The sequence below is a fragment of the Sphingomonas metalli genome (assembly GCF_014641735.1).
Taxonomy (GTDB): Bacteria; Pseudomonadota; Alphaproteobacteria; order Sphingomonadales; family Sphingomonadaceae; genus Sphingomonas; species Sphingomonas metalli.
Genome location: NZ_BMIH01000007.1, coordinates 23,755 through 41,607, shown reverse-complemented (window position 1 = coordinate 41,607; position 17,853 = coordinate 23,755). Strand labels below are relative to the sequence as shown.

The following is a 17,853-nucleotide window of genomic DNA, read 5'->3' as shown; positions in this document are numbered from 1 at the left end:
CCCAAATGGAGCAGCTTACCACTGGCAGGATTTCTCTCCGCCGCACCGGCACCTATGCCGGCGCTCCCGTGGCCGGGTTTGTCACCGCCCTACACATATATCTCGGCAAGCTGAGAAGGAGTGTAATCCTCTAGCCGGATCCACTCGATGTAGGGATCGAGCGCACGGGTCAGCTGGATGCCGGCGCTGTCCAGCACATCGGAACGAGAGGTAACCAGGAACTTCTTGCCGGCGCCTGCCAGCTCCAGCAGCTTGGGCAGCTCGCTGCTCCAGCGATCGGCGCCAGGCGTAAGCCGGTTCCCGCCCCACGGATCCCGGAGGTGGAATAGGACCGAGCGCCCATCCGACAGCGAGCGTCGGACCGGCCCGGGCCCATGCTCTTCGCCGACGACCTCGAACGCTGGGACGCCACTACGCAACTCGAGTTCGAGGATGTCTGCCGTCAAGGTCTTCCCCGTGCCCGACGGGCCGGCGATCACAACGGCGTGCTCGCGTTCCAGCTTGCGCTTGATCGCCTCGTAAGATGCCGGCCGGACGTAGTGATCCATGTCGCGCCGCGGCGCGATCGAGCCGCCGTGCGCCACGAGCACCGCGACCAGCTCGTCCCTGTTCCAAACTCCACCGTGTCCGCCGCGGATGCGTTCGCGCACCAGATCGCGCAGGTCGCGCACGCACTCGGCATGCTTGGCCTGTGGAATGTGACCATGCTGCTCCAGCTGCGTGGAGATGCGGCCGAGCAGGACCTCCTCGGTTAGACCTGTCAGCAGCAGCACCCGCTGGGCGAGAGCCTTCCGAGCTTCGGGCTCAAAATCGTCCCTGGCGTGGGGTGGAAGGTCGGTGGGCTCCGCGAAGTCGAATAGGTGGTCGCCCTCATGCGCCCGGAGCGCGTCGCCCGACGCCTCGTTGGTCACGAAGACGTAGCGGCGCCGCTCATCGGCCTCTAGCATCGCGAGCGGCCGGCTCCGCTTGCCGCCCTTGCTGGCGTCATCGTTGCCCTTGCCGAGCAGGACGTCGGCGATCGCCGCGGCCGTCCACGGTGCGCCGGAGCGGGTCTTCGCCTGCAGCACCAGATCGAAGCCGTCACCCGCCGCGGTGCTCTCGAGCAGGCCGCTGTCCGGATCGGCGACCGCCGCCTCCAGGTCCTCGTCCGAGCGCGGTTCGATGGAGACCTGGCTGGCGGCGCCCTTCACCAGCATCAGGTCGAGCCCGACCCAGACGCTCACGGTGATCTGGTATTCATAGCCGGCGTAACCCGGGTTGCCGGCCTTCGGCCGAAGCCGCGCCGCCGGCTCGCCACCATTCGCCGCCGTGCGGCGTTTACCCTTCGTCGATCCTGTCGCGCCCACGCCGTCCTCGTCCACTCATCGGCGCTCGCCAGGCACCTGCATCGCGACTTCTGCCGCCTCCGCTCTGGCTATGCCTTCGTCCACACCGGCTGCAAGAGCGTATCTCTCCGCTGATGATCCGGTCGATCAAGTCGAGAGCCGCGGTCGCGGGCTTCGCGTCGCGCAGAGCGCCACGCCAGTATGATTGCACGGTATCGCCATATTCTTCCGAGCGGAGAGCGGCGAGGAAGGCGTCGGTCCGCTTGGCCTCATCAGGTGCCTCCTGACGCATGTCGCCACTGGGATCGACCAGGAGGAGACTCTGGACGGTGTCGCCCAGTCGGTTAGCTAGCGCGAGCGCAATCGAGGCGCCGGCGCTGTGGCCTACCATCACCAATTTTCTGTCACCTGGCAGTTCCAAGCGCTTGGCCAGCGCCGCGCCACGAAGGACGGCGCTCCGCTCGGAATCGGAACGTCGCCGTGCCCGGGCCACGATGGGGCGGAGACAGCCGCTACGCCGCGCAGGTGAGCCATCTGCAGGCGCCAATGCGCGGGGCTCCCGGCGAGCGGATGAAGGAACAGCACGGTCGGGCGACGTGGCGGCTTCGAGGCGATCGCTCCGTTCGAAGATGCCGCGATCGGGATCGCCGCCAACGCAAGCGCCATGCGACGCATCGCCGCACGTCGACTCATTTCCGCACCGTCGGTGGTTCCATCCTGTCGCATTGTTGTCCCGAGGCTCAGCAGCACCGCACCTGGTCAGGTTAGCCGAAAAACACCGTAAAAGCTGGCGACGGCGGTGAATGGTCGAAGCGTCCGTCTCGATGTGCGGCGTAGCCGACCCGACGTTGTTCGCGTCGCTTGCTTGCGGCTCGCCACACGAGGCACGGCCTGATACCGTTCAGCGATGCCCTACGATGCGTTCACGATCGACACCAACGCCGTTATCCAGGGCGGGATGGACTTCGAGGCGGGTCTTCTGGCCCAGCTCAAACAGTTCAAGGATGGCCCAACCGAATTCATCATTTCCGAGATAGTCGTCCGAGAGACGCTCAAGCACCTCCTGCTTAGCACCAAGAAAGCGCGCGACATGGCACTCGCCGCTGTGAACCGTGCGTTCGCGACCGGTCTCATGGACGAGCCCAGCCGAGAGGCGGCGGTCGCGGCGCTTAAGGATTCCCGCGCCGTTGCGCGCAAGCGATTATCCGCTTTCCTCGAAGCCACCGGGGCGGAGACTGTTCCTGCCAAGCTGTGCAGCATCGACGACTTGGTGAAATCGTATTTCGAGACCACCGCACCGTTCGAGGCGACGGGCGACAAGAAACACGAATTCCCGGACGCACTGGCGCTACTGAGCCTCCAGGAATGGGCGCGCTCCTCCGGGAAGACCATCCTGGCGGCCAGCGGCGACAACGGCTGGAAGGCGTTCGCCGAGGCATCGGAGCACGTCTTCGTCGAGGGCGACCTAGCCGCCGCGCTGGGAATCGTGCAGCAGCACACCGAGGCTGCCACCGTAGCGATCGAAGCGTTTCTGCAGGCGATCGACGATGGCGCCCTCGAGGAGACGAAAGCGTCGATCAACGACCAGCTGTCGGATGCGCTTGTCGACTGGGAGTTCGACGTGGAGGCCTGGTCCTCGATCCGTTACGAGGTAGATCAGACCGAACTCAAGTTCGGCAGCTTCGAGCTCGTGAAGGCCGGGGAGCAGTATGCGATGACGATCGTCCGTCTCGCCGCAGACGAGACGGTCGTGCGCGTTGAGATGGAAATCTCGGCGACGGCCAACGCCGACTTCTCGCTCTACCTCTGGGACAGCATTGATCGAGAGGAACTCAGCATGGGAGGCACCTCCGCCTCGTCCGAGGAAACCTTCGAGGCCTCCGTGCTCCTCACTATAGCCGGCGCCATCGATGGCGCCCCTGACCAGCTCGAGGTCATCGGGGTGGAGGTCATCGATGCGCTGGGCAGCGTCGACATGGGCGAGGTCGAGATCGATTACGGCGGTGACGACGACGACTACGATCAGCTACAACTTGAGCTTGAGGCAGAAGGCGACGAAGCGGGCGCTGCCGACGCCGGCAACGATCAGGCCGACCAGCCAGCCGAATAAAAGTTTCATGTGCCCAGCTGCTGGGCACCAATCGACAGAAGGGGGGGGGCACCACAGGGGGCACTCGCTCTTGAGACGGTGGCCGAGACAGTGCCGAAATAAGCGTCTTAGGACCCAGGGTTCGAATCCCTCCCGCTCCGCCACTTGCGCCCTTTTCGGGCGTTCTAAAATCCAGCTAAACCCGCTAAAAACAGCCAGTTCTTGGCTGTTGGAGCGTCCGCTCGCATCCGCAGCCATCCACCCGTTCCCACCACCGTTGGTGGGAAAAATGGTGGGTAAGGAGAGGTGCGATGGGCCAGCTCACTGCCATGAAGATCAAGACGCTGACGGAGCCGGGCCGGTACACGGACGGCGACGGACTCATGCTGATCGTCGCGACCGGCGGCGCACGGAGCTGGATGCTCCGCGCACGGATCGACGGGAAGCGTCGCGACATCGGACTCGGATCGCTCAAGGTGCTAACCCTCGCCGAGGCCCGCGTTAAGGCGGCCGAGCTGCGGCGGCAGATTGCTCAAGGGTTCGATCCCATCGCCGAACGCAAGAAGGTTGAAGACCCGGTCCCCTCCTTCCGCGAGGCTGCGACGCTCGTGCACGAGGAGCACAAAGCCGCCTGGAAGAACGGCAAGCATCAGGATCAATGGATCAACACGCTGACCACCTACGCCTTCCCCAAACTCGGCGATCGGCTGGTCAACGACATCGAAGGCCCGATCATCCGCGACGTCCTCGCTCCCATTTGGCTCGCCAAACCGGAGACTGCCCGACGCGTCCGCCAGCGCATTGGTGCCGTCCTCGATTGGAGCTACGCCAAGGGCTATCGCCCGACCGAAGCACCGATGCGCTCTCTGTCGAAAGGGCTGCCCCGGCAGCCCCGCAAGGCCGGCCATTTCGCCGCCATGCCATTCACCGACGTGCCTAAGCTGATCGCCCGCTTGCGTGAGCGATCGTCGGTGGGAAGGCTCGCCATGGAAGCCCTGATCCTCACAGCGGCGCGCTCCGGTGAGATACGCGGCGCGACCTGGAACGAGGTTGATCTGGAAGCCGGCATGTGGACCGTCCCGGCCGAGCGGATGAAGATGGGCAAAGTTCACCATGTGCCCCTCGCACCCGAAGCGGTCGACGTGTTCCGGCGCGCCGAAGCCCTCCGCGCGCCGTGCAGCGATCTGGTCTTCCCCGGCCAGCGATTGAAGAACCAGCTCTCGGATATGACCCTGTTGAAGGTCAAGCGCCATGCAAGCCCCCTGGTCGCACCCTTAGTGGCGAAAGCCAGTGAGGCGAAGCGGCAAACGGGCGGCGACCTGAACCACGATCGGCCGATCAGCCCACCCTGTCCGCTCGCCAGCTTCGGCCGTACATTCAGTTGAATACGGGATCACTTCCAGTCTCGTTCCCTGGCGTGTTGACGCGTGGCGTTGAGCTAGCCGCCTGTCTGGCCTTCATATGGTCATCCGCGATGAGTACAGTCGTTCACGTTCATCAGCATGGATGGGGCCGCGGACACAGATGTGGTGGAGGGGATGATCCATTCAGCAAACGACGCGAAGTCTACAGCGCTCGCGGCTATCATCAGCAACGTGAAGCGGCTTCTGAACGATGCTCGTCTGCTGCAGGAGAGTGGCAGCGCAGGCTCAGCGCTTAGCCTAGCAATTCTGGCGTTCGAGGAGGCTGGCAAGGGTCACATAGTCGAGAACGGCTGGGAAAAGCCGAAGAAGATGCACAGCAACCATAGCTACCGCCACTTTATGGCATTCTTCGTCTTGCAGGTTTCGTTCACGCAAAAGTATCAGCTCGATACGGAAGGGGTGCAGAGAAAGATCGCCGACCGGTTCGAGGTCCTTGGTTTGAAGTCTGGCAACAATGCGCCGTTGCCGCCGATGAGCCCGGAACTCCGCGAGGCGCTGCGCGCGGAACTGATACCGCAGTTTGCGCGCATGACGGACGACCAGAAGGCGGTCTTTGGGATCGAGCAACGCTGGCTCTTGAAAATCGCCGAAGCGGTTCACCAAGGTCAGCTCGAAAAGCTCCGGCAGTCCGGCCTCTACCTCGACACCGACACATCGCTCGCGGTCGTCTCCACGCCTGGGAGCGACCGCCGCAGAACGGGCCTTCATCAACGCGCAGGCGCAGGTTCTGGCGAGTATGCACCTGACCGATGGCGAACCCTGTCCTGTCTGCGGGAGCGCGGAGCATCCGTCTCCCGCACACGGCGAAGGCGATTCTCGTGCGCTCCAGACAGAGATGCGCGCTGCCCGCGAGCGCCTCGACGGCGCTGTGCGGACGGCCGACCTCGCCGAAGCCGCCGTCAGAACAGCCGAGGCAAGGCGCGGCCATCGCCTTATCGATCAAGGCGTTGCGTGAGGCGCTGGCGGGAGCGGAGGAAGCTCTACGAAACGCTGCAACGGCGAGGGACATTACCGGCGCCAAGGTGCTCGGCGCGATCGATGCCGTCGCGCAGGCCGAAATCGAGGTGGAGAAGGGGCGCTTGGCCTTCGAAGCTCGCCTTGCCGAAGTGGGGCTGGACGAGACGGCCTATGAACTCGGGTGCGTGGACATCCGTCAGATTGCTGCGCACGCGGAGCGAATCCGGGCCTATCGGAACGATGTGGCGATCGCCGAGGCGCAACCGTACAGCCGCTCGTCCCACCATACCGGCTCCGGCAGGTCATAGGAGATGCCGGAGGCATCCCCGTGCGTCGGGTTGATCAGGAGGTTGCGTTCGAGCCGGGCCGGGATGGATGGTACCAGCAGAAGCGCGCTGCGCTGCTTCGATCTGGGCGGGACTTCGCAGAAGCATCGGGATGCGGCGGCGAGGCTGTGGCCGATCAGGGAATCGTACCTGTCGCTGCTGACCGACTTGCGTATGCGGCGAATCTCGGACGACGACGCCGTGAAGCGGCGCGACGATCTTCAAGCGATGCTCGCCGCCATCTACAAGGGTGCACCCCAGACGACCGCCGCCGCCTACCCGCAGGAGCATGACCGGGGTCAGCGCCGTCGCGACGAGGATAGTCGTCAGGTGGACCCAGATCAGCGGCGGCACCATCTGCCATTGCGCGTGGCCGCGCACGATCGCGGCTGCGGCCGCGGCGAACAGCACAGCCGCGCCGATCGACAGCACCCGGTCGATCCGTTCGGGGCGCACGACCGGCGTGCGTCCAGGAGAGGTGTGAAACGCAGACGCCATCACCCTTGCCCCGCCTCGACCGGCCTCATCCCACGGTTGCCGAGCCGGGTCAGGATCAGAAGGACGAACGGCGTCACCACGATCATCGCGATCAGCCCGGCCGCTGGTGACACCATGCCCGCCGCAAACCCCGCGCCGGCGATGACGATCGGCGACCACATGGAGCGGCGAAGTTGGCGGGCGTCCTCCGTAGCCTCTGGATCGTCCCGAGACAGGTGGCGCAGGGCAACCTTGATGACCCGAACGTTGGCGAGGCCAACGACCAGCAGGTAAGCGGTGTAGAAGCCGATCGCGACGCGCAGCAGCGAATAGTCGCTCAGCACCGCGGTCGGGAACGGCATGAAGGCGATCGCCATCAGCAGCAGACGGTTGGCGCGCACCAACGCCGGATCGGCCGCATCGATCATCGCCATGAGGCGATGGTGGCCGGTCCAGAAGCGTCCGATGACCAGGAAGCTGATGATGAAGCCGATATAGTTCGGCAGCAGGTCCACCAGCGCCTGCGCCAGCGAGTGATCGGTTGCCGCGTGCAGCTCGGGCAGGCGCACCTCGATCACCAGCAGCGTCATGGCAATGGCGAACACCGCGTCCGAGAAGAAGGTCAGCCGTTCGAGCTTCGCGTGTTCGCGATCATTTATCATCGTCACCCCCGAGCCGGCATCTTCACCGCCTGCCCACATGGAGGCAAGGCGAAGCGTATGGCGATCGAAGTGGGAGCGCCCTTCTCACATTACTATCGGCAGGTGAGTTGCGAGAAGCCCCCCGCTTTCCCGTTATTCGATCGTTTTCGGGACAACTAACGACCGCCCGGCCTGCGCCGATGCTGGCTGCACGACTCCCGCTCCGAACATGACTGAACGTCTGAAGTTGAGAAGCAACGAAGACGGCGCGAACGTCTGATTCTGGGTCAATGCGGCGACAATCCCAACTCGACGCCAGTCTTGTCGTGCAACGCGAAGCGGTCGACGAGATCGGCGCTGGCCTGGTTGTACCCGATCACCTCGACGTCACGTCCGTCACGACGCAAGCGGGCGACGATCTTGTCCAGCGCGCCGACGCCCGAAATGTCCCAGAAGTGAGCGTGGGTCACATCAATCACTACCCGTCGTGTCGGCCCCTCCGCCTGAAACGCGTGGGTAAACCGGTTGACCGAAGCGAAGAAGATCTCGCCGGTGACTCGATAGGTTGCCCCGATACCGTCTGCCGTTTCCTCGCGCTCGACCGAAAACATCCGCTGCACCTTGCCGGCGAAGAAGATGCCGGACAGCAGCACGCCAGCGACCACGCCAAGCGACAGATCTCGCGTTGCGACGACCACCACGACCGTCGTCAGCATGACGATCGATGAGGTCGGCGGATGACGGCGCAGATTGGCGATCGAGTTCCAGCTGAAGGTGCCGATCGACACCATGATCATGATGGCGACGAGCGCCGGCATCGGCACGCGCCCGACATAGGGACCAAGCACCGCCAGCAGGAACAGCAGGAAGCCGCCGGCGACGAAGGTCGACAGTCGGCCGCGACCACCGGAAGTGACGTTGATGACTGACTGGCCGATCATCGCGCAGCCGCCCATGCCGCCGAAGATCGCGGCGACGATGTTCGATCCGCCCTGGCCGGCGCACTCCACTCGCTTGTCGCTGTCGGTATCGGTCATGTCGTCGACGATCTGTGCGGTGAGCAGCGATTCCAGCAGGCCGACCGCAGCCATCGTCAGGGAATAAGGAAGGATGATCCGCAGCGTGTCGATCGTCAGCGGCACGTTCGGGAAAGCGACGCTGGGCAGCCCTTCGGGCAGCTTGCCCATATCGCCGACTGTGTTGACGCTAAGGCCCATGCCGATGCTGATCGCGCTGAGGATCAGGATTGCAACCAGCGGCGAGGGCACCGCCTTGGTGACGCGCGGCAGGCCGTAGATGATGGCAAGGCCAGCGGCGACCATCGCGTAGGTATCCCACCCGACGTTGGTCAGCTGGGGCAGCTGCGCCATAAAGATCAGGATGGCGAGTGCGTTGACGAAGCCCGTGATGACCGAGCGGGATACGAATTGCATGACGAGGTCGAGCCGCAGCATACCCGCGGCGATCTGAATGAGCCCCATCAGTATCGTCGCTGCATAGAGGTATTCGACGCCGTGCTCGCGGACGAGCGGGATCACGACGACGGCAACTGCCGCAGTCGCCGCGGAAATCATGCCAGGCCGGCCACCGATCAGCGAGATCGTTAGGGCAATCGCCACCGACGCGTAGAGGCCGACGCGCGGGTCTACGCCGGCGATGATCGAGAAGCCGATCGCCTCCGGGATGAGGGCGAGCGCGACCACGATGCCCGCCAGGACATCGCGGCGGGCGGCGGCGCCGTCAGTGAACCACTGGCGGCGATAGGAAGCGAAATCGAATGTCATGGAAAGTCCACATCAGGGCACATGGCGCAGCGAGCGGCGCAGTCAGGTTGCATGTGTGATGTTGTCCGGCGGATTGGCGGCCGGAATAGCCACCCGGTATCTCACCGGGTCCTTGCGATTGCTGCGGCCATTAAGTGAGGCTCGCGCCGAGCGCAACTAAGCGCGCGAGGAGTCAGGCAAAGCGGGCGGCTCATGAACGGGCGACCGGAAGCGAGAACAGCGCGAGCTCCAACGAATGACTGAGTTTGGGTCAATCCGCGGACAACGCGTCTGCAACGGTGCACCGGATTGTTTTCTCCGAAGGGTCGATTGGGTCGAGCAAGAACATGCCGAGATGACGGTTCGCGACTAGCCAGGCGATATGCTCGGCGGTGATCCGCTGGCCAGGTACGAGGCGCGGCACGCCTGGTGGGGCGGGCGCGATGGTTTCCGCGGCTATGCGACCTGCCGCTTCCGTCAGCGCGACCTGCTCGACCGGCCCGAAGAAGGCTTCGGCCGGGTCCATCGCCATCTGTGTCGACAAAGTCGCGATGCATGGAGCGTCTGCGGCGGACGGCAGGTCAAGATCGCCGGAGCGGAGCCGTGCGACGCAGTCAGCCAAACCTTTCGCTAACGCGCGGACGTCGCTGGATGTGGTTCCGACTGAGACGATCGCCAGCAAATGGCGCCCATCGGAGAGCCCGACACAAATCCGGTGATGTTCGTTCAACCAGTCGTCGATCGCATAGCCCGAAACGCCAAGCGCGGACACGTCGATCAGCACCTTGGTGGGGTCGAGCTCGGCTCCAGGCGGGATATCTGGCTCGCCAAGGACGCGAAGGCCATCGATTGCGGCGATACGTTCACGCAGAGTTTTTGCCCGGGCGATCGTTGCGCTCCATGTGGCTTCGCCATCGACGGCGTGATCGCGCCGTGCAGCGTCGAGACTAGCGAGGATCGGCACCGACGGGCTCGTCGTCTCGTATAGCTCGTAGGCCATCCACAGCTGCTGCTGATCGACCAACTCGCCACGCGCAAGTAGTGCCGAGCCCTGCGTCAGCGCACCCATGGTCTTATGCATGCTGTACACCGCGACGTCTGCGCCTTTGGTCAGCGCATCGTGCGGCAACGCCTCACAGAAAGCGAAAGCGCCGCCCCAGGCCGCATCGCAGATTAAGGGTACGCCACGGTGGTGGCATAGGTCGACTAAGGCGGCGATGTCGCTGGTGACGCCATAGTACGTCGGCGATACGACTACGAACGCCTTGGCAGCTGGATTGGCATCCAGAGCGGCGGCGAGTGCGTTCTGGCTGACGCCGTGCTCGATGTCCCAAGCCTCGTCGACGATGACCGGCACGATGCGAGCATCCAGTCCCGCCGCCAACGCGTGAGCTCGCTCAGCCTTGTGAACGTTTGCGGCGAACAGCACCGTATCCCCAGCGCGAGCGACCGCGGCCAGCGCCATGTGGAGGCTCAGCGTCGACCCGCCGGTGACGAACCGGCAGAAGTCAGCGTTCCACGCCTCGGCTGCAATCTCGTGGGCTCGCTGGACGACGTGCGCACCCTCGGTCCGGTCATCGAGCCCCTTGGGCGTGATCACGTCTGCCTCGAAGACGCGTGACCCGAGCAGCCTGCGAACGTCGCGCGCCGCCCCTCGGCCTAGGTTGTGTCCCGGAGCGCCGAAGCCGCGGACCGGCCTTCGCTCCATCGTCGCGAGCGCCTCGAGAATGGGTGTTTGCTTCTGGTCCATGCTTCTTCAAACGCGCGATAGCGCCAGACGACTCCGCTCAGAATGGCTCACGGACCGATAGTTGAAGTGAACGAGCTTCCGCTCACGAGATCGTCAACCTGAGCTGGGAGCAGCTTCTGGGTCGACGTGGCTAGCTTGAGAAACCATAAGCCAGCCACGTCTTCCATTTACGCGAGCGTCCGGACGGTCGGTTCTCGATCCCAGTAGCGCTTTTTGGCCGCCTCGACAAAGCCGGCGAGGTCGGTGACGCCATCGCCGGGCTCGACACCCGCCTTGTCGAGCAACGGCTTGGCATCCGCGTTGTAGCCGATCGCCTTGAGATGGCCGAACGCGTCCATCACCCACTGCACCGCAGCGCCCTCCTTGGTCAGCTTGGCGGTCGCCTCCGCTGACAGGATCACTGCGCAGGCGTCGACCGTCACGGACGGCTGGCCGAACAGCTGCTTGTCGGCGACTACCGCCGAGCCGTCCGAAAGCGGCACTTTGCCCACCTTGGGTGCGATCAGCAGCGCGTGGCCCTTGGCCTTGGCGACCGCATCGGTGACCGCCGCGATTTCACCGGCATCAGAGCCGTCGGCGATCAGGATGCCGACGGTGCGACCCTCCAGCGTGTGCTTTTCCAGCGGACCGCGGATGATGCGGAGCGCGGGCGACGGCTCCATGTCGAGCACCGGCGCGGCGGTCGGCGAGGCGTCGGGCAGGTCCATCGCCAGTCCGTCGGCGACGCGGCTGGCCAGCCTCTCGTCGACGTTCCGCAGGTTCGCCATCATCGCGGTGCGAATATGCTCGAGCGACACCTTGCTGAGCTCGAAGACCAGCGCCGAGGCGATATGGGCCTGCTCGGCCGGGTCCATCGACCGGAAGAACAGCCGTGCCTGGCTGTAGTGGTCTGCGAAGCTCTCCGGCCGGATGCGCAGCTTTTGGCCCTGCTCTTCCGACGGGAAGGTCTTGTAGCCGCCGTCCGGGTCCTCGCGCGCGCCGCCCGGCTCGCCGACCTTCGCCAGGCTGTTGGGCTCGTAGTTGGCGCGGCCCTTGGGCACCGCCATCTGCATGTGACCGTCGCGCTGCTGGTTCATGAAGGGGCAGCCGGCCGCCTCGGCGCGGCCCTTGGCCGAGTTGATCGGCAGCTGGTGGAAGTTGACTGAGCCCAGCCGCGACAGCTGCGTGTCGGTGTAGCTGAACAGGCGGCCCTGCAGCAGCGGGTCGTTCGAGAAGCCGATGCCCGGCACGACGTGGCTCGGCACGAACGCGGCCTGTTCAGTCTCCGCGAAATAGTTGTCCGGATAGCGGTCGAGCACCATCTTGCCGACAATGCGGACCGGCAGCACCTCCTCGGGGATGATCTTGGTCGCATCAAGTACATCGTAGGGCTGGCTGTTGGCGAACTCCTCATCGAACAGCTGCACGCCGAGCTCCCACTCGGGGTAATCGCCGCGCTCGATCCGCTCAAAAAGGTCCCGGCGCTGGAAGTCGGGATCGGCACCGGCGATCTTTACCGTTTCGTCCCAGATCGTCGAGGCGAGACCCGCCTTCGGCTTCCAGTGGAACTTGACGAAGGTGCTCTTCCCCTCCTTCGAGATGAAGCGGAAGGTATGAACGCCGAACCCCTCCATGTTGGCGAAGGTGCGCGGCAACGTGCGATCGGACATTGCCCACATGATCATGTGGGTGGACTCCGGCATCAGCGAGATAAAGTCCCAGAAGGTGTCGTGCGCGGTCGCGGCCTGCGGGTAGCCGCGGTCGGCCTCCATCTTGGCGGCGTGGATCAGGTCGGGGAACTTGATGGCATCCTGGATGAAGAACACGGGGATATTGTTGCCGACGAGGTCCCAGTTGCCCTGCCGGGTGTAGAACTTGACCGCGAAGCCACGCACGTCGCGCGGCGTGTCGATCGACCCCGCACCGCCCGCGACGGTCGAGAAGCGGACGAACACGTCGGTGCGCTGGCCCTTCTTCTGGAACAGGTCAGCGACGGTGATGTCGGACAGGCTCTCGGTGCATTCGAAATAGCCGTGTGCGGCCGAGCCGCGGGCGTGGACGATGCGCTCCGGAATGCGCTCGTGGTCGAAGTGGTTGATCTTCTCGCGGTAAACCTCGTCCTCCAGCAGCACGGGCCCGCGCGCTCCCGCCTTCAGCTGGTTCTGGTTGTCGCTGATCGGCGTGCCGTGGTTTGTGGTGAGAACCGGATGATCGTCATCGGCAACCTGATGGGTTTCGCCGCCGTGGCCGGCGTTGAGAGCGGTAAAGTCGGTCATGATGTTCCTGTCGGGATCGAAGAAGATGGGAGGCGGGTCGGGTCAGTACATCGGCATGCCGCCTGTCACCGGGATCACCGCTCCGGTCATGTAGCTGCCCTCCGCCGAGGCTAGGAGGACGTAGGCGCCGGCGAGCTCGCCCGGCTGGCCAGCGCGGCCGAGCGGTGTGTTCTGGCCGAGCGTCTTGAGCTCGTCCGGATCTTTGGCGATCGGCTGGATCGGCGTCCACACGGGTCCGGGCGCTACCGCATTGACGCGGATGCCCTTGGGCGCGAGCAGGTTGGAAAGACCGATTGTGTAACTCGAAATCGCGCCCTTAGTCGTCGCGTAGACGATCATGTTCTTGGTCGCGACTTTGGCCTGGACGCTGGTCGTGTTGATAATTGCGGCACCCGGCTTCATGTGCGAAACGGCGGCCTTGGCGAGGCGGATCATAGCAAAGACGTTGGCGGCGAAGGCACCCTGCATCTCGTCGTCGTCGATGTCGCACAGGTCCTCGTTGATCGTCTGCGCGGCGGCATTGTTAACGAGTATGTCGAGCCTACCGAACTCGGCCACGGTGCGCTCGACGAGGTCGGCGCAATGATCGCGGTCTCGGATGTCGCCGGGCAGCAGCAGGCAGCGGCGACCCGCCTTCTCGACCCAGGTGCGCGTATCCACGGCGTCGGCCTGCTCGTCGGCGAGATAGGAGATCGCAACGTCCGCGCCCTCGCGCGCGTAGGCAATAGCGACCGCCTTGCCGATGCCCGAGTCGCCGCCGGTGATCAGCGCGGCTCGGCCTTCGAGCGCTCCTTTGCCGGCATAGCTATGCTCACCGTGATCCGGCTTGGTGTGCATCGATCGCTCCAGACCCGGTCGGGGCTGGGTTGACTCGTCGGGAAAGCTGGTCGGTTCGCTGCTGCGGGGATCGTCGGTCATGGCCGTCCTATCTAATGCGCTGGAGGCCCAACGATGCAGGACAGCGGAACGCTCCGGTGTAGGGGGGCCTGTGCAAAGATCGCCTTGAAAAGTCCGCTGTTCGCGGCGGGACTCGAGCTTACACGCAACAGAGTGGAGGAACGACTGCCCCTCAGCCCAAATCCTACTTCTCCGCCGCTCGGGCCAGTTCTGGCCGTCCTGATCGAGATGAACAAGAGGCGGAAGTCGGGGAACTCTTGATGGGCTTCTGACGACCGCAACTGGGTCCTTGCCTCAAGATTAAGCGCTTGTGGGGCAAGCCGACCAACGCGACCAAGGCGACAGAAGTGCTACTCGCGGTCCCGGTGGTTCTGAACGGCGCCGCCGATATGGCCGTGATCGATACGGGCGCGCGAAGGAGCCGCGCCATTGAACCTTCGCCGCGCGCGCCGGCCTTCCGGCCCTCATTGTGCCGCTGCGCGCGAATCGCGGCGCCAACGGCAAGGCGGCACAGGTACCCATGGCGCAGGTTAAGGACCATGCGACTATCGGATCAGGATGTGGGCGCACGACGATCAAGGTTGCAGATCTGAGCATCTTCAAGGCGTTTGGACAGGCCGATCGGTCGGCGATACTCCTCAGCTTCAATCATCTCCGAGAGTTTCGCCTAATCGTCGACGCCGATGGTGTTAAGATCTGGTTTGCAAGGCCTCGTTGCGGACGGAGCGGGAGAGCTCCGGGTCGAGAAGGCGCGCGCATTCTAAAGTGTTAAGCGACACCTTGCCGTATGTAGCTCCCAACTATGTGATCTGTATCATAGTCATTTGCTGGTACAGCCTATTCGCCGAGGGGTGGCGACAGACGAACCAGCATTGCGGCCATAAGAGCGGGCACGGCGAGGAGGATGCAGATCAACTCGGGCGTGAGGCCCGCCGCCAGCAGGGATCCCCCAACCAGTGGACCCAACACTGAACCAACCCGCCCCGCTGTAGCAATCAGGCCTGCCGCAGTGACGCGGACGCGGGGCGGAAACGCTGCTGCTAGCAGCATGTATATTGAAGCCATGGTCGCGAACATTGTGAAGCCGAGGCCGAGCGCCGAACTGATGAGGATTGCACCGCCAGCACTGGCAGCGATCCCGAACCACCCGACAGCCAATCCCATCGCGCCAACGGCGACCTGCGTTACCCGTGAAAGACCATAGCGGGAAATGGCCAGCCCCGCGATCAGACCGCCGGCCATGCCGCCAATATTCAGGTACAGTCCCGCCGCGATCCCATCCCGTCCGGTGGCACCCAGCATCGTCACCAACTTCGGTGCCCAGTTGATGATGAAGTAGAAGGACAGCATCACCAGCAGGAACAATCCGCCCAGCGCCAGTGACGAACGGCGCAGGCCGGGCCCGACGATCTCCGCGATCTTGCCGGCGAAGGACTGGCGTTCGGCCGGGCGTGCTGCGATCGGCAGTGGCCGCTCCATCCGTGCCAGCATGTCTCGGGCGCGCTCGGCATCGGCGGCGTGGCCGGTCTGGGCGAGGAAGCTGGGCGATTCGGGCAGGTACAGGGCGACGAGCGGGATCAGCACCGCCGTGGCCGCGCCGCCGGCCAGGAACACGCCGCGCCAGCCGAAGCCGTCGATCAGCAGCAACGCGACGCCGCCGCCCAGCGTCGCGCCGGCGGGAAAGCATACCGCCATCGCTCCCATCGCCAGCCCGCGATAGCGGTCGGACGCGAACTCGTACACCATCGCGCCGGTGCTGCTGATGATCGCCCCCACGCCGATGCCGGTGACGATGCGGGCCGCCGACAGCTGGGCGAAGGAGTGCGACATGCCGGCGCCGATCATGCCGCTCGCGACGAAGACCAGGCAGAGCAGGATCGTGCGGCGCCGCCCGATGATGTCGGCCAGCGGCGACAGGGCCAGCGCGCCTGCCGCCATACCGGCGAGGCCCGCGCTGAACAACAGGCCCAGCCGGTCCGGCGCGATCGTCCATTCGGCGGCCACAGCCGGCGCCGTGAACGACATGGCGAGCAGATCGAACCCGTCCATCAAATTCATTGACAGGCAGAGCAGCACGGCCAGCAGCTGGACCACGGCCATGCTGCGGCCCTTGCCGGGAGCGATGATCGACGACGCCGGAGTCATGCGTGTTCCTTGCGTTCCGCCGCCTCGGCAAAGGCGGCCTCAATGGCGGCGTGGCGCGCCTTGACCCGGCCTGCGAGTTGCGGGTGGGTGATCGCGTAGAGGCGGCGATTCACGATGGCATCGACGACGATGCGCCCGACCGCGATCGGTTCCAGCCATGGCGGCCCGTCGGGACCGAAGATGCCGGCCGTATCGAGGTCTAGATCCACGAGCGCCCCGCCATCGGGAGCGGCCGGCCGGTTGCGCGAGCTGGCCCCGATCCGGCTGCGCACCGGGCCGGGGCACAGCACCGTCGTGCCGATCCGCGGTTCCTCTGCCGACAGGGCCTCGGTCAGCGCCACGACACCGAATTTGCTGACGGCATAGGCCCCCAGCGACGGGGCTGCGGCCAGCCCCGACATCGAGGCGGTGTTGACGATATGACCCCCGTCCGGATTGGACTTCAGCAGCGGCAGGAATGCCTGCACGCCATGGATCACGCCCCACAGATTGACGTCGAGCATCCATTGCCAGTCGGAGATCGACAGATGCTCGATCCGCCCGGCCGGGCCGATCCCTGCATTGTTGCAGACGATGTCGACGCCGCCGAGCGCGGCGGCGGCCGCCGCGGCAAGCTCGTCCACCGAGCCGCGCTCGCGAACGTCGACATGCCGGGCCGGGATGCCCAGCGCCGCCGCGGCGGTGTCGAGTGCCGCCGGTTCGACATCGGCGATCATCACGGCGGCACCGGCCTCGATCAGCGCCTGCGCGATGCCATAGCCGATCCCGGACGCGCCGCCCGTCACGACCGCGCGTCGGCCGCGTAGATCCGTCCAATGATGCATCACAGCGCGCCCTGCGGAGAGAGATCGGGTGACGCAGCGATGACCGCCTGCACCAGCGCATCGGCATCCGTGTCGCCGCGGAAGCCCAGGGCTGTCGCACCCGCCGCAACCAGCGGGACCTGTGCGAACGATCTTCGCACCGCCGCGTCGGGAATGCAGGTCAGCCCCGCGACCCGCTCGCGGCCATAGACGCGCTCCAGCGCCGCGATCAGCGCATCGATCCGCACCGCCAGTGCCGGCAGGGTCCAATATCGCCGCTGCGGCAGCCGCTCCGCAGGCAGGTCGAGCGCATGGAGCAGATTGTCGATCAGGCGCGTCCGCGACATCACCCAGGTTCGGTCCTCGCCCGCCAGCGGGATCGTCAGCGGCTCACCGCGCCTCGCCGCATGGAACATGTCGCTGAGGAAGGCGGACAGCATCGTGTCGGAGCCGGCCGGTCGCGCGACGATGCCCGGCAGGCGCAGCGCGATCCCGTCGATCAGGCCCGCACGCGAATAGTCGGACACCAGCAGCTCGCCGATCAGCTTGTGCGTGCCGTAGCTGGTGGTCGGGACCGGCAGCGTGGCGTCGTCGACCGCGTCGGGCAGCGGCGGGCCGAACACGCCGACCGAACTGGCATAGACGAAGCGCGGCGGCGCTTCGGGGCGTCGGGCGGCTTCCAGAAGCATCTGCATCGCCACGAGGTTGGTCGCGCGGCCCAGATCGAACTGCGCCGATCCCACCCCGGCCACCGTCGCCAGATGGACGATGCGATCGAAGGGCGACGCGAAGAGGCGCGCGATCGCGGCCGGATCGTCGAGCCGCTCCTCGTGCCACCGAACCCCGGCCGATGCAGGCGGAGACGCGAACGCCAGATCGGTCGCAACGATCTCGCCATCGGCCTTGGCGGCGAGGGCGTGGACCAGCGCCTGGCCGACGAAGCCGCCCGCCCCCGTCACAAGCGTGCGCGTCATGCGTGGACCGCCGGCAGTGGCGGGGCG

12 protein-coding genes, 2 pseudogenes and 1 other annotated feature are annotated in these 17,853 nt (G+C 65.3%); of the genes and pseudogenes, 5 read left to right on the top strand and 9 right to left on the bottom strand.

Annotated elements, in window-relative coordinates; translation table 11 throughout:
• Nucleotides 1-89: 89 nt before the first annotated feature.
• Nucleotides 90-1,361, bottom strand: coding sequence for a DEAD/DEAH box helicase family protein (locus IEX18_RS17940; RefSeq protein WP_188661124.1), 1,272 nt, complete (start codon nucleotides 1,359-1,361; stop codon nucleotides 90-92).
• A gap of 871 nt (nucleotides 1,362-2,232) precedes the next feature.
• Here IEX18_RS17940 and IEX18_RS17930 point away from each other — a divergent pair.
• From IEX18_RS17930 to IEX18_RS18700, 5 genes and pseudogenes are all read left to right on the top strand, one after another.
• Nucleotides 2,233-3,435 carry a PIN domain-containing protein gene (locus IEX18_RS17930; protein ID WP_188661119.1) on the top strand — a complete coding sequence of 401 codons (1,203 nt, stop codon included), beginning with the start codon at nucleotides 2,233-2,235 and terminating at the stop codon, nucleotides 3,433-3,435.
• A gap of 290 nt (nucleotides 3,436-3,725) precedes the next feature.
• Nucleotides 3,726-4,799 (top strand): tyrosine-type recombinase/integrase, encoded by a 1,074-nt coding sequence (locus IEX18_RS17925; protein ID WP_188661115.1) that lies wholly within the window; start codon nucleotides 3,726-3,728, stop codon nucleotides 4,797-4,799.
• A gap of 117 nt (nucleotides 4,800-4,916) precedes the next feature.
• Nucleotides 4,917-5,456, top strand: a pseudogene (locus IEX18_RS18890) (AbiV family abortive infection protein); the annotation flags it as partial.
• A gap of 131 nt (nucleotides 5,457-5,587) precedes the next feature.
• On the top strand, nucleotides 5,588-6,103 hold the full coding sequence (locus tag IEX18_RS18705; RefSeq protein WP_229664703.1) for a hypothetical protein: 516 nt from the start codon (nucleotides 5,588-5,590) through the stop codon (nucleotides 6,101-6,103).
• 3 nt (nucleotides 6,104-6,106) lie between these two features.
• Nucleotides 6,107-6,346 (top strand): annotated as a pseudogene (locus tag IEX18_RS18700) (hypothetical protein); the annotation flags it as partial.
• 272 nt (nucleotides 6,347-6,618) lie between these two features.
• On the opposite strand, the gene IEX18_RS17910 reads toward IEX18_RS18700, so the two are convergent.
• The 8 genes from IEX18_RS17910 to IEX18_RS17875 form a co-directional block, all read right to left on the bottom strand.
• On the bottom strand, nucleotides 6,619-7,260 hold the full coding sequence (locus IEX18_RS17910) for a TMEM175 family protein (RefSeq protein WP_188661109.1): 642 nt from the start codon (nucleotides 7,258-7,260) through the stop codon (nucleotides 6,619-6,621).
• 266 nt (nucleotides 7,261-7,526) lie between these two features.
• Entirely contained in the window at nucleotides 7,527-9,023 is a 1,497-nt protein-coding gene (locus tag IEX18_RS17905; RefSeq protein ID WP_188661106.1) for a SulP family inorganic anion transporter, read from the bottom strand.
• Between the two features lie 59 nt (nucleotides 9,024-9,082).
• Nucleotides 9,083-9,138: a sequence feature (sul1 is cis-regulatory element that is thought to sense ions involved in sulfur or methionine metabolism; They are found in Alphaproteobacteria), on the bottom strand.
• A 135-nt stretch (nucleotides 9,139-9,273) separates the two neighbouring features.
• Nucleotides 9,274-10,752, bottom strand: coding sequence for an aminotransferase class I/II-fold pyridoxal phosphate-dependent enzyme (locus tag IEX18_RS17900; protein WP_188661104.1), 1,479 nt, complete (start codon nucleotides 10,750-10,752; stop codon nucleotides 9,274-9,276).
• Nucleotides 10,753-10,919: 167 nt separating this feature from the next.
• Nucleotides 10,920-13,007 carry a catalase gene (locus tag IEX18_RS17895; protein WP_188661094.1) on the bottom strand — a complete coding sequence of 696 codons (2,088 nt, stop codon included), beginning with the start codon at nucleotides 13,005-13,007 and terminating at the stop codon, nucleotides 10,920-10,922.
• 42 nt (nucleotides 13,008-13,049) lie between these two features.
• Nucleotides 13,050-13,925 (bottom strand): SDR family oxidoreductase, encoded by an 876-nt coding sequence (locus tag IEX18_RS17890; protein WP_188661092.1) that lies wholly within the window; start codon nucleotides 13,923-13,925, stop codon nucleotides 13,050-13,052.
• Nucleotides 13,926-14,741: 816 nt separating this feature from the next.
• The gene (locus IEX18_RS17885; protein ID WP_188661089.1) at nucleotides 14,742-16,049 is read right to left on the bottom strand and encodes an MFS transporter; all 1,308 of its coding nucleotides are present in this window, start codon (nucleotides 16,047-16,049) and stop codon (nucleotides 14,742-14,744) included.
• A complete protein-coding gene (locus tag IEX18_RS17880) occupies nucleotides 16,046-16,873 on the bottom strand; it encodes an SDR family NAD(P)-dependent oxidoreductase (protein ID WP_188661086.1) in 828 nt (275 codons plus the stop codon). The genes IEX18_RS17885 and IEX18_RS17880 overlap by 4 nt, the downstream gene beginning before the upstream one ends.
• Nucleotides 16,873-17,826 (bottom strand): NAD-dependent epimerase/dehydratase family protein, encoded by a 954-nt coding sequence (locus IEX18_RS17875; RefSeq protein WP_188661083.1) that lies wholly within the window; start codon nucleotides 17,824-17,826, stop codon nucleotides 16,873-16,875. The genes IEX18_RS17880 and IEX18_RS17875 overlap by 1 nt, the downstream gene beginning before the upstream one ends.
• Nucleotides 17,827-17,853: the final 27 nt, after the last annotated feature.